Here is a 12,499-nt window from a genome sequence, read left to right on the forward strand (position 1 = left end):
CAAGTGGATGCAGGTGCGGCGGGGCGGGGTCGGCAGCCCTACCGCACCTGCGCTCGGGGGTTAGGTCGTACTGCAGGTGCTGTCGTTGAGGGTGAAGGTGGTCGGAGCAGTGCTGGCGCCCGTGCCGTTGAAACCGATCTCGACCGTGGCTCCGGCAGCCAGAGCACTGTTGTGGGACAAGGCGGCCGCGGTGACGGCTGAGCCGGTCTGGGTCCAGGTGGCATTCCAGCCGTTCGACACGGTTTGACCCGACGGGAAGGTGAAGCCGAGCGTCCAGCCGGCCAGTGCCGTCGTACCGGTGTTGGTGATCTGGACCGTGCCGGTGAATCCGCCGCTCCAGCCATTCGCCCGGTACTTGACCGAGCACGCGCCGGTCGATTGGCCGGCGGCCGTCGTCGCGGTAACGGCGGCAGAGGCCGCCGAGACGTTGCCCGCCAGATCGCGCGCTCGGACGGTGAAGGAGTACGCCGTGGAGGGAGTCAGTCCCGTTGCCGTGTAGCTCGTGGTGGTCGAGGTGCCGACGAGCGTCGTACCGCGGTAGATGTCGTAGCCGGCAACTCCGGTGTTGTCGGTCGACGCCGTCCAGGCCAGCGGGATCGACGTCGAGGTGACGGTCCCGGCGCGCAGCGCTGCCGGCGTACTGGGTGCGGTCGTGTCGACCGGGCCGCTAGTTGCCTCTGACAACGAGATGCCCGTCGTGCTGCCCGCTCCCCCGAGCCGCACCTGGTGGTCCAGGCTGACGAACTTGGTGCCGTGCGTCCACAAGGCCGGCTTGAGCAGCGCGTACTTCGCCTCGTCCCAGGTCGCCCAGTCATGGTTGAGCAGACCGCCGGTGTCGCCGGAGTTCGGGTTCAGCACCCAGAACGTCTGGTGCAGGCGGTGCTCCTTGATCAGGTCGCGCAGGGCCGTCATCCACTTCTCGTTCCGGCCACCGTCCAGGAAGCCGCCCCACTCGCCGATCAGCAGCGGAGCGATGTTCTGCTTGTGGATGTAGAGCCAGTTCGGGTCCCAGACGTCCCGCTCGAGAGTCGCGCGGTTCCAGTCGCCGGTGAACCAGGGCTGCTCGTAGACGAGCGGTCCGTAGTCATGGGGCGAGTAGACCAGCTGGTCCTGGTGCTGGCCGAGGTTGATCGGACGTTGCGCGACACCGCGGAGCTGACCGCCCCACCAGGTGCTGTGCCAGTCGTCCTTGTTCTTCGAGGTCCAGGAGACACCGTCCTTGGGATAGACCTCGGTGCCCTCGACGAAGATCAGCAGGTTCGGGTTGATGGCGAGGATCCGCTGCGCCGCGGTCTCGGCGAAGTGCTTGAAGTTGGTCAGGTCGGTCGAGTTGTCCCACTTGGCGAAGGCGGTCTCGGACCACTGCCCGTGCGGCTCGTTCTTCAGGTCGGCACCGATGATCGTGTCGTTGGTCTTGTACCGGTTGGTGACCCACGACCAGGCCTGGTAGACGTGCTCGGTGGTGATGGATCCCTTGTACCAGAGGGGATAGACGTGCCCGGCGTTGTCGGCCTCGGCGCTGTGCAGGTCGAGGAAGACCTTCAGCCCGTACTGCTCGCAGAGCGCGAGGAAGCGGTCGAACACCTGCAGGTTGTTCATCCCGGTCAGGTCGGGGTTGACGAACAGGTTGACGTTCGGCGTGATCGTCTGGCCGGCGGACCATTCGAGCAGCAGCTGTGCCGAGACGGGGATGCGGACCACGTTGATCCCGCGGTCGGCCATCGACTTGGTGATCTGCTGCAGGCTGCCCGACCACAGACCGTGGAAGACCCGCTCGCTGGTGTTGAACCCGAACCAGTTGGTGCCGGTCAGCCAGACCTCCTTACCGGCCTCGTCGACGATCTTGTTGCCCTGCACATGCAACCAGTCCTGCGCCGGCGCCGCCGCGGCAGCTCCCAGCTTGGCCGACGAAGGGGACGGATGAAGCGCGAGTACGCCGGTGAACAGTGCTGCAGCCGCAACAACGGATAGCACCACGCGCACGACCGATGACCGTGGTCGGAAGATCACGAGAACCTCCTGGTACTTGGGGCGGGAGCCGGCCGTGGCTCTTCCCTGAGGGGCAGGGGCGGAGCCACGACCGGCGTCTCAGGCCGCCCAGGGGAAGGCGGCGGCGGTGACGGGAAAGGTCAGCCGATCGTGCAGGTCTTGCCGCTGACCGCGAACGCGGTCGGGTTGGTGTTGGTGCCGGAGTGGGAGCCGTTGAAGCCGATGTCGACGGTCGCTCCCGGTGCGATCGTCGCGTTCCACGAACCCGGCGTACCGGTGCCGGTCACCGTGGCCCCAGCCTGGCTCCACACCGCGTTCCAGCCCTGCTGGACCGTCTGCCCGTTGGCGAAGTCGAAGGTCAGCCGCCAGTCGGCCAATGGAGTCGTCCCCGTGTTGGTCAGCTTGATCGACGCCGTGAAGCCGGTGTTCCAGCTGTTCGCGGAGTAGGCCACCTTGCAGCCGCCCGGCGACTGGGTGCCGCTGGTCGTCACCGCCAAGGCCGCAGAACTCGCGGACACGTTGCCCGCCGCGTCCTTGGCCCGCACGGTGAACGAGTACGCCGTACTGGCCGTGAGCCCGGTAGCCGTGAAGCTCGCAGTACTGGAGGTGCCGGCGAGCGTCGTACCACGGTAGATGTCGTAGCCGGTCACTCCGACGTTGTCCGTCGACGGAGTCCAGGTCAGCGCGACCGAGGTGTTGGTGACCGACCCGGCCTGCAGACCGGTCGGTGCCGACGGCGCGACGATGTCCGTGGGCGGGTTGCCGCCACCGATCACCGGGTAGGCGTTGCGGACCAGTTCGATGAACTGCGACTCGAACCAGCGGCCAGCGAGCGGAGCGTCGGGTGAGGCACCGGTGAGCTGGTTGCCCAGTTTCGGCGACACGAAGGTCGGGTCGCACATCCGGTCGAACCGCTTGCCCTCGTCGTTCGGGATGTCGGTGGACGCGCCGTCGGACTCACCCGGCGGCTTGATCCAGACGAACGCGTCGAGGTGGGACGCCGCGGGGGCCGGCGGAGTCGCCCGCGGCCGCTCACCGATGCCGGCACCGAGCGGGTTGCACCAGGCACCGCGGTGGTTGCGGCGATCGACCTTCGACTGGTTGACGTAGGTGTTGAGATCCGTGCTGGTCGAGGTCGCGGTCGGCCGTGCGGCCCCGCCCCAGCCGTTGCGGGAGGTGTCGATCAGCATGCCGGTGCTGGCCGGGAATCCCTCGGCGACGAGCAGGCTGTGCAGGTGCGCGGTCCAGTCGAGCTCGTCGAAGTCGAAGTTCCACTCGTAGTACGAGGCCGAACGAATCGGCGCGCCGCCCACCGTCAGCGACGAGTTCGGCAGGTACGGCTCCTCCAGCGGGGTGGTGTTGGCGGTGTTGGTGACGAAGCCGTCGACCGAGGCCAGGCCGGCCTGGGTGGTCCGGGCCACGTCCGCGAACAGCTTGGCCGCCGGTGTGGCGTTGTTGTCCCAGCCGAGCCAGCCGGAGTGAGCCGCGTCGATGTAGTTGTAGACGTTCGGGATCGCGTGCAGCTTGTCCAGCGCGTATTTCACGCCCTCGCGGTAGAAAGGCGCGGCCGTCTGGCACTCGGGGTGCGAGATGTTCGTGATCAGGTTCGGCAGCGAGTCCGGCTCGATCGTCGCCGCGATCCGCAGCCCCTGGTACTTCGGGTCGGCCAGGATGGCCGCGATCGGGTCGATGTACTCGGTCTTGTAGCGGGTCAGCCCGGCCGCGGTGGCCGGCAGTTCACCGTTCGAGGCGAGCGCGTAGCAGTCCCGGCCGGGCAGGTCGTAGATCACCAGGTTCACGACCAGCGGCGTACCGGACTGCTTCTGGGTCAGGGCGTTGTCGAGGTGGAAGCGCAGGCCTTTGCCGTCGGCGTTACCGGTGATGGCGCTGATCCGGTCCATCCAGACGGCGGTCGGGTTGGTCTTGACCAGCCGCATCTTCGCGGCCAGGGCCGGATCGGACACCCGGGTGGCGGCGCCCTCGACGGCGGCCGCCCAGGTCGGGTTGACGTACTGCGTCGCACCGGCGTACGGGTTGTCGACGTGCGGCTCGGCGGCGTTCGCCGTACCGGTCACGCCCATCAGGGTCAGGGGAAGGGCGACTGCTAAGGCTGTGGTGGCGGCCAACAGCCGTTGGGGGATCTTGAGCACACTGCCTCCAGGTGTGGTCGGCGTGCCGGTCCTCCAGGGAGGTCCAGGCACGAGCCGCCGCGCACAATCCGCGGCGACTCCCGTGAACGTCACATGTGGCGGCCCGCGTCCGGGATGGGGTGAAACGTTTAGGCCAACGGCGCGTTACCGTTTCGTGACCGCCGGATGGCGTCAGCGCGACCGGGGCGCGGTGCTGCCGCGCACCGCGACGCCGCCGATCGGTTCCACCCACCGGTACTCCGGTTCGCCGTCGAGCACCGCCAGCACGGCCCGGCCGACCGCGGTTCCGAGCCGGCCGGACGGCAGGGGCAGCGCGGTGATCGACGGGGTCGCGAGCCGGCAGAGCGCCGAATCGCTGCCGGCCACGATCGACAGATCCCACGGCACCTGCAGCCCGAGCCGGCGGGCGACGTCGAGTGCGGCCACGGCCATCTGGTCGGAGTCGAGCACGAGGACCGACGGCGGGGTCGGCCCGGTCAGCAGCCGCCGGGCGGTCGCGGCGGCCTCCTCGGCAGTCGCGTCGGTGGCTTCATGGATCAGCGTGCCACCGGCCGCATCGAGGACCCGGGCCAGCACTTCCAGCCGCAAGCGAGTGCGGTGCAGCCCGCCTGGAGCAGTCACGGCCGCGACGTCTCGATGACCGAGCTCCACCAGATACGTACCGACGCTGGAGTACGCCGCGTCCTCGTCGAGCCAGACCGACGCCAGCCCTTGGCAGAACTCCTCCGGAGCCAGGACGACGGCGGGCGCGCGCATCTGCCGCAGGGCGTCCACCCGGGGATCCTGGGTCAGCGCGTCGGTCACGATCATCACGTCGAAGCGGCGCTCGGCCCACCACTTGCGGTACGTCGCGACCGCGGCCTCGGTGGAGTCCACGATCTTCAGCAGCAGGGCGATGTCGCGCTCGGCCACCACGTCCTGGACGGCGGAGACGAAGTCGAGGAAGGAGGTCGCATGGGCCGCGACACCGGCCTCCCGGGTGAGCACCAGACCCGCCGCGCGCGGACCGGTCCGCAGCGAACGCGCCGCCGCGTTGGGCCGCCAGCCGAACTCGTCGGCGATCCGCAGCACCCGCTCCCGGGTCGCCGCCGACACTCCGGGCCGGCCGTTGAGCGCGTACGAGACGACCGCGATCGACACCCCGGCCGCCCTCGCGACATCGGTGATCGTGGGACGGCGCGCGGGCGGCCCAGGACTGTCTGCGGGTAGTGGTACCACAATTACCTAGTGTGTCGGCCGATGTGAGCTAGCGCATCGGCTCGCGCTCTCTTGATCGAGGGGTGTGCATGGGTGGGAGCCGGCGCGGTGGGGCAACCGCACGAAAGACCATCGGCGTACTGTCGCCGGTGGTCGGGGGGTTCTACTTCGGTGCGCTGATCGCCGGGGTCTCGCGCGCGGCACGCCAGGCCGGGCACAGCGTGGTCGCAGTACAGACCTATCCGGCCGGGCTGGATCGGGAGCGGTATCCGGATGAGCCGCTGCTCCAGGTCCCGGTCGCGCTCGATGCCGTCGACGGCATCATCGTCATCGTCAAGGCGGTCCGGCACGACCGGCTCCCCAGCGTGCAGGAGTGGGGCCGCCCGGTCGTAATGATCAGCGAGGACCAGACCAGCGTCCCCACCCCCGTGGTGGTTCCGGACAACGCCGGCGGGGTGTACGCCGCACTGCGGCATCTGCTCGATCACGGGCACACCCGAATCGGCTTCATCGGCAGCCCGTTGCAGCGCGACATCCGCGAGCGGTACGACGCCTACCGGACCGGGCTGGCCGAGCACGGGATCAAGGCGGACCCCCGCTGGTTCTTCGAGACCACCGACAACCACGAGCAAGGCGGCTCCGAGGCGGCGGCGCGGCTGCTGGCCGACGGCGTACCCACGACCGCCACGATCGCGGCGACGGACCGGAACGCGGTCGGCTTCATCCGGGCACTCCGCGCGGCCGGGCTCGTGCTGCCACGCGATCAGGCCGTCATCGGCTTCGACCGGACCGAGACCGGCGCTCGGCTGGTACCGCGGTTGTCGACTGTGGATCCGCACAACGATCGGGTCGGCGGGCTCGCGCTGAAGTTGCTGCTGGCCCGGCTGCGCGGGGAGGAAGTCGCGGCCGGGGAGTACCGGGCGCCGTCGACGCTGGTGATCCGCGAGTCCTGTGGGTGTGGCGAATCGACCGCCGAGCCTGACCCCGACACCGACGATCCGCTGTTCGAGACCTACGGCTCGACCCCGGCGCGGTCGCGGCTGCGCCGGCTGTCCGACACGGGCTTCAGCGGCCGCTCGGCCGCGACCGGCGACTTCCGCCCGGGCGACCAGGAGGCGCGCAGGAGTTGGCTGCATGCCGTCGTCGCCCCGATCACCGCCGCCGCCGAGCGCGGCTCCGTTCCCGCCGCGGTGTCCCTCGGCAGGCTCGCCGATCTGACCTCCGTACGACGTCCGTACCCGGAGGCGCTCGAACAGTTCGTCGCGGCAGTGCGCGATCTGGAAACCGAACTGATGAGCACGCTGCCACCGGATTCCGACCGGCTGCCGATCTTGCGCCGGGTCACCACCGACGTCCTGCTCGCGCTGACCCAGGGCTGTACCCGGCCGCTGCTCGCCCGCAGCGGCTACCTGGAGCGGACCATCGCCGACCAGTACGAGGTCGACATGGATCTCCTGCGTGGCAGCCAGGTGAGCCCGCGCGCGCTCACCTGGCTTCCACGCACTGGGCGCGGCGCTGCCTGCCTGGGGTTGTGGCGCACCCGCTCACCTGGCGATCGGGAGATCGAGATCGTCGGCGTCAACGACACGTCCGGGATGCTGTCGCGCCTGGTCGGCACGCGGACGCCGGCCAGTCAGTTCCCGCCCACGGCGCTGACCCGCCCGGGCAGCATCGGCAGCAGCGATCTCACCTTGGTTCTCCCCGTGACGTTCCGCGGGAGCGACTGGGGGCTGCTGGCGATCGACGGCACCGTCGACACCCGGATGACGAGCGGCCGGGACAAGTACAACCACTGGGCGGCACTGCTGGCGGTGGCGTTGGACCAGGAGCAACTGATGTCGTCCCTGCGCGACCAGCGCCTGGCGCTGGAGGAGGCCGCAGCGCGGGAGCGGGCACTCGCCGACACCATCCGGGCCAGCGAAGAGCGGTACGCCCTCGCCTCGATGGCAGCCCAGGACGGCACCTGGGACTGGGACGTCTCGGCCGGCACGGTCTACTACTCGCCGCGGTGGAAGCAGACACTCGGCTACGCCGAGGACGAGATCGGCTCGTCGCCCACCGAGTGGCTCGACCGCGTGCACCCGGAAGACCGGCGCGAACTCTCGGCAGCGATCGCTGCCCAGCTCGGCGGCGCCCGTACTCCACTGGAGCTCGAGCACCGGGTGCGCACCTCGTCCGGCGACTACCGCTGGATGCTGTGTCGCGCCGTGACCGTACTGGACGACGCCAGCTGTCCTGCCCGGCTCGTCGGTGCCCTGGTCGACATGACCGAGCGGAAGGAGCAGGAGCTCGCCCTGCGCCGCAACGCGTTGCGCGATCCCGAGACCGGCCTGGTCAACCGGATGCTTTTCCTCGACCGGCTCGGCGCGGCTATCGCCCGGACCCGGCGATCGGAGGACTACGACTGCGCCGTCGTCCTGCTCCGCGTCGTCGCGGACGCCGAGGAGCAGTCTGTCCGTGACGACCCAGCCGCTGCCGAGTCCGGCGTACGGCGGGAGGTGGTCCGCCGGCTGCGGATGGTGCTGGCCGAAGGGGATTCCGCGGCGCGGTTGCGGCAGGACGAGTTCGCGATCCTGCTCGACGACGTGGGCGGCCGCGCAGTACGGACCGAGGAGCTGGTCGAGTCGATGCAGTCGTGGTCCGGCATTGGCTTGGCCGTCGGGGTGGTGCCGAGTATCAAGCGGTTCCAGGACGCGGACGAGGTGCTGCGTGGCGCTGACATCGCCCTGCTGCGAGCCCAGACCGAGCCCCGCCGCCGCTCCCCCGCCCGCTAGCTTCCGTCTTCCAGCTCGATGGTGGTGGGCATCGGGGCATGGCCGGCCAGGTGGAACCAGGTGACGATCCGGCGGCGGCGCAGGTCGCGGGCCGACCCGACGATGTCGTTGTGGAAGCGCCTGGCCAGCTGGACCCGTCGCGTCGCAGTACCGAGTTCTGTTGCCCACGGCTCGACGTCCGTCACGGTCGCCCCGATCGCGCGGGTCAATGCGGACTCGGCTCGCTCGCGCTCGTCGCAGTCCGCAGTACGGGCTCGGTGGGCCGCGTCGAGCAGCAGGAGGGATGAAGCAGGGTCCAGTACGCCGCTGCCGGCCAGCTCGACGACCAGGGCGGCACGACGAGCCAGCTCGGTTTCGAGGGACGCACGCGCGGTGGCGACGCGGTGATGGAGGCGGTCGAGACGTCCCGCGGTCCAGCTGCAGTACGCGCCGAGCAGGAGCAGCAGAGCTCCCACCAGAATTAGCGCACCTGTGACCGTCACAGGGTCATTCGACCATCGATTACGAAGCGCTGACGGACCGGGCAGATCCGGTAGCCGGCGGCTCGGCTGCTTCTAGGGTCGATGGCATGGCGGAAATCGGTGTGATCGGCGGGTCAGGTTTCTACTCGTTCTTGTCGGGCGCACGGCCGGTCGAGATCGAGACGCCGTTCGGGCCGCCGAGCGAGCCGCCGGTCGTCGGCGAGGTGAACGGACGGGAGGTCGCCTTCATCCCACGGCACGGCGCGGACCATCGCTTCCCACCGCATCGGGTCAACTATCGCGCCAATCTCTGGGCGCTGCGCCACCTCGGCGTCCGCCAGGTGCTCGGCCCGTGCGCGGTCGGCTCACTCCGCGCCTCGCTCACCCCCGGGACGATGGTCGTGCCCGACCAGTACGTCGACCGCACCTGGGGCCGGGCGCACACCGTGTACGACGAAACGCCGGTCGTCCACGTCTCCGTCGCCGACCCGTACTGCGCCGCCGGCCGCGCCGCTGTGATTGCCTCGGGCAACGGTGAAGTGGTTGCCGAGGGCACCATGGTGGTGATCAACGGACCGCGGTTCTCGACTCGGGCGGAGTCGCGCTGGCACGCGGCACAGGGTTGGTCGGTGGTCGGCATGACCGGCGCCCCCGAGGCATCGATCGCCCGGGAACTCGCGCTCTGCTACACGTCGGTCGCCGTCGTCACCGATCACGATGCCGGCGTCGAGGCGGGTGCCGGCGTCACCCAGGCGGAGGTGTTCGAGGTGTTCGGCCGCAGTATCGAACGGCTGAAGTCCTTGCTCACCGAGGTGATCGGCCGGCTGCCCAAAGCGGACCAGGACTGCACCTGCCGGCATGCGCTGGACGGCACCGCCGGAGAGGACCTCTGGTGAAGATCCTGCTCACCGGCGGTGCCGGCTTCATCGGGCGCCACGTGCAGGCCGCGTTGGTGGCGGACGACCATGAGGTTCGCGTGCTCGACTCGCTGCGACCGGACGTCCATCAGGTGAAGCCGGTCATCGACAACCTGATCGTCGCCGACATCCGTGATGCCAAGGCTGTGGACCAGGCACTGCACGGTGTGGACGCCGTCGTGCATCTGGCGGCGAAGGTCGGGCTGGGCGTCGATCTGGACGACATGGACGACTACGTCAGCACCAACAGCCTCGGTACGGCCGTCCTCCTGAGAGCCCTCGGCCGACGGAAGGTCCGGCGGCTGGTGTACGCCAGCTCGATGGTCGTCTACGGCGAAGGCCACTACGAATGCGACCGGCACGGCGTGGTGACACCTGGTCCTCGCCGGGTGGAAGACCTGGAAGCGGGCCAGTTCGAGCCGCCTTGCCCTCTGTGCTTCGCACCTCTACGCCCCGGCCTGGTCTCCGAGGACGCGGCCACTGACCCACGCAACACGTACGCCGCCACCAAGCTCCACGGCGAGCACCTCGCCGCCACCTGGGCCCGCGAGACCGGCGGCCAGGTCGCGGCGCTCAGGTTCCACAATGTCTACGGCCCGGGAATGCCCCGCAACACCCCGTACGCCGGTGTGGCCGCGATCTTCCGCTCCATGCTCGACCGCGGCGAACCCCCGAAGGTCTACGAGGACGGCGGTCAGCGCCGCGACTTCATCCACGTCACCGACATCGCCTCCGCCGTCGCGGCCGCCACGACGGCCGACCCCGCGCAGCAGTTCACGGCGTACAACGTCGGCAGCGGAACCGTCCACACCATCGGCGACCTCGCCACCGAGCTCGCCCGTCTGTACGGCGGACCGGAGCCCGTCATCACCGGCGCCTACCGCCTCGGCGACGTCCGGCACATCACCGCGTCCTCAACCCGCCTTCGCGACCAACTCGGCTGGAAGCCCGACTACGACCTCCGCTCCGGCCTCGCCGACCTCCTGCACCACGACTGACCAGTCCCCAGCCGACTTTGTGCACCAGCTGAGCGGATTCGTCGTGCAGATCCGCTCACGCCATGCACAAGGTCGGCCTGGAGAGGTGGATCATGGAGAGGTCGGGATTGCGGGGAGGTCGATTTCGAAGGCGCAGCCGCCTTCGACGTTGGCCACCGCGATGCTGCCGGCATGGGATTCGACGACGCCGCGGGCGATCGCCAGGCCCAGGCCGCCGCCTCCGGTGCTGCCGGCCGACGGGGTGCGCTGTTGGTCACCGCGCCAGCCGATGTCGAAGACTCGTTCCAGGTCGTCGGCCGGGATGCCGCCGCAGCCGTCCGTCACGGCAAGCCGCACCCGGCCGTCGTCGGCTCGATCGACCGTGAGTTTGACCGCGCCGCCCCGCTCGGTGTGCCGGATCGCGTTGCCGACCAGGTTCGTGACCGCGCGGGTCAGTTCGTCCGCATCGCCGTGCACCGCCAGCCGATCGTCGTCGGCAGGTGTCGACACCGACAGCGCCACACCTTCGGAGCGGGCGTGCTCGCAGGTCTCCCCCACCACGTCCTCGGCCAGCTCGCGCAGGCTGACGGCCGACCGTCGGCGTGGTGGTGGCGCCGTGGACAGCCGCGACAGCTCGAACAGGTCGTCCACCAGTCCCGTCATCCGGTCGACCGTCGTCCGCATCTGCCGCAGCGCGCCCGGTACGTCGTCGACGACACCGTCCTCCAGGCCTTCGGAGACGGCCCGCAGCCCGGCGAGCGGAGTACGGAGGTCGTGGGACATGAAGGCGACGAGCTCGCGTCTGCTTGCTTCGAGGGCTCGCTCGCGTTCGCGGGAGGCGGCCAGTCGTTGGCGGGTCAGCTCCAGTTCGTCGGTGATCGCGGCCAGCTCCGCGGGTACGACGGTATGGCCTTCAACCGGCTCGTACGACGTGCCGAGCTGCCGCAGGCGTCGCCCGACATCGCGGGAGCCAGTGCTGACCCAGTGCCCGAGCAGCACGGACATGGCCAGGCCCAGCAGCCCGGAGAACACCAGCGTCCACAGCACGACGAGCGAGTCGTGGGCGGAGATGAACATCAGCTGGACGCTCTGGGTCACCGCTGCCAGCGCGGCGAGCATCGGGATCAGGCCGGCCACGATCATCGTGATCCGCAGCGACTTGCGGCGGAACCGCCACAGGATCGCGCCACCGACCAACCCGACCACGAGCGTCCAGCCGGCCGTGATCGCGAAGATCGTGAGCTGGTCGCGGTTCATTCGGCCTCACCCGCGAAGCGGTAGCCGGTCCGCGGCACGGTCAGCACCAGCCGCGGATCGGACGGATCGGTCTCGATCTTCTCCCGCAGCCGGCGGACGTGCACGGTGACGGTCGACGAGTCCCCGAAGTCCCAGCCCCAGACCCGCCGGAGCAACTCCGCCTTCGTGTAGGCCTTGCCGGGATGCGCCACCAGGAAGGCCAGCAGGTCGAACTCGCGGTGCGTCAACGCCAGCTCGCTACCGTCCAGGGTGGCGATCCGGGCCGCCGTGTCGACCAAGATCGGACCGGCGCTCAGCTTGGTCGGGGTCAGGTCGAGCCCGGCCAGGCGCTCCTCGCGCCGCAGCATCGCCTGCACCCGCAGGGTCAGCTCACGCGGGCTGAACGGCTTGACCACGTAGTCGTCCGCGCCGAACTCCAGCCCGACCAGGCGATCCTCTTCCTCACCCCGGGCCGACAGCATGATCACGGCCGCGCCGTCATCGGCGGCGCGCATCCGGCGCAGTACGTCCAGACCGGACAGGCCGGGCAGCATCACGTCCAGTACGACGACCGACGGCTTCCACTGCTGCCACACCTCGACCGCCAGGACGCCGTCGGCAACCACGCGGGCGTCGTACCCGGCCTTGGTCAGGTACGCCGAGACGACGTTCGACACGGTCGGGTCGTCGTCCACCACGAGCACACGAGTAGCCACGGGTCGAGCGTAGATCTTCCGTCCGCCGTACTGCGCGACCTGACGCCGTCTGGAGTGGGACGTAAGCGAGCGGTATTCGCCC

9 protein-coding genes are annotated in these 12,499 nt (G+C 69.7%); 3 read left to right on the forward strand and 6 right to left on the reverse strand.

Going from position 1 to position 12,499, the window contains the following annotated elements:
- Positions 1-60: 60 nt before the first annotated feature.
- From ACQPYM_RS26065 to ACQPYM_RS26075, 3 genes are all read right to left on the reverse strand, one after another.
- A complete protein-coding gene (locus tag ACQPYM_RS26065) occupies positions 61-1,983 on the reverse strand; it encodes a cellulase family glycosylhydrolase (RefSeq protein WP_433005009.1) in 1,923 nt (640 codons plus the stop codon).
- A gap of 146 nt (positions 1,984-2,129) precedes the next feature.
- Positions 2,130-4,139, reverse strand: a complete 2,010-nt coding sequence (locus ACQPYM_RS26070) for a glycoside hydrolase family 6 protein (RefSeq protein ID WP_433005012.1) — start codon at positions 4,137-4,139, stop codon at positions 2,130-2,132.
- A gap of 171 nt (positions 4,140-4,310) precedes the next feature.
- On the reverse strand, positions 4,311-5,279 hold the full coding sequence (locus ACQPYM_RS26075) for a LacI family DNA-binding transcriptional regulator (RefSeq protein WP_433005014.1): 969 nt from the start codon (positions 5,277-5,279) through the stop codon (positions 4,311-4,313).
- Positions 5,280-5,425: 146 nt separating this feature from the next.
- On the opposite strand from ACQPYM_RS26075, the gene ACQPYM_RS26080 reads away from it, so the two are divergent.
- Positions 5,426-8,110, forward strand: a complete 2,685-nt coding sequence (locus ACQPYM_RS26080) for a substrate-binding domain-containing protein (protein WP_433005017.1) — start codon at positions 5,426-5,428, stop codon at positions 8,108-8,110.
- Here ACQPYM_RS26080 and ACQPYM_RS26085 read toward each other — a convergent pair.
- Complete coding sequence (locus ACQPYM_RS26085; protein WP_433005020.1) at positions 8,107-8,565, reverse strand: hypothetical protein; 459 nt, start codon at positions 8,563-8,565, stop codon at positions 8,107-8,109. The genes ACQPYM_RS26080 and ACQPYM_RS26085 overlap by 4 nt on opposite strands.
- 113 nt (positions 8,566-8,678) lie before the next feature.
- Between ACQPYM_RS26085 and ACQPYM_RS26090 the strand changes: the two genes are divergently transcribed.
- Together ACQPYM_RS26090 and ACQPYM_RS26095 are read left to right on the forward strand one after the other, a co-directional pair.
- Complete coding sequence (locus ACQPYM_RS26090; protein ID WP_433005022.1) at positions 8,679-9,467, forward strand: S-methyl-5'-thioadenosine phosphorylase; 789 nt, start codon at positions 8,679-8,681, stop codon at positions 9,465-9,467.
- Positions 9,464-10,486, forward strand: a complete 1,023-nt coding sequence (locus ACQPYM_RS26095) for an NAD-dependent epimerase/dehydratase family protein (protein ID WP_433005025.1) — start codon at positions 9,464-9,466, stop codon at positions 10,484-10,486. The genes ACQPYM_RS26090 and ACQPYM_RS26095 overlap by 4 nt, the downstream gene beginning before the upstream one ends.
- A 90-nt stretch (positions 10,487-10,576) precedes the next feature.
- On the opposite strand, the gene ACQPYM_RS26100 is transcribed toward ACQPYM_RS26095, so the two are convergent.
- Both ACQPYM_RS26100 and ACQPYM_RS26105 read right to left on the reverse strand, forming a co-directional pair.
- Entirely contained in the window at positions 10,577-11,722 is a 1,146-nt protein-coding gene (locus ACQPYM_RS26100; RefSeq protein ID WP_433005028.1) for a sensor histidine kinase, read from the reverse strand.
- Positions 11,719-12,417: a response regulator transcription factor gene (locus ACQPYM_RS26105; protein WP_433005031.1), complete on the reverse strand. Its 699-nt coding sequence runs from the start codon at positions 12,415-12,417 to the stop codon at positions 11,719-11,721. Before ACQPYM_RS26105 ends, ACQPYM_RS26100 begins: the two co-directional genes overlap by 4 nt.
- Positions 12,418-12,499: the final 82 nt, after the last annotated feature.

The sequence above is a fragment of the Kribbella sp. CA-294648 genome, assembly GCF_050943845.1.
Classification (GTDB): Bacteria; Actinomycetota; Actinomycetes; order Propionibacteriales; family Kribbellaceae; genus Kribbella.

Excerpts from the sequence above, each read along its gene's own strand:
- ACQPYM_RS26100 (WP_433005028.1), bottom strand. The coding sequence starts at position 11,722 with ATGAACCGCGACCAGCTCACGATCTTCGCGATCACGGCCGGCTGGACG.
- ACQPYM_RS26090 (WP_433005022.1), top strand. The coding sequence starts at position 8,679 with ATGGCGGAAATCGGTGTGATCGGCGGGTCAGGTTTCTACTCGTTCTTG.
- ACQPYM_RS26080 (WP_433005017.1), top strand. The coding sequence starts at position 5,426 with ATGGGTGGGAGCCGGCGCGGTGGGGCAACCGCACGAAAGACCATCGGC.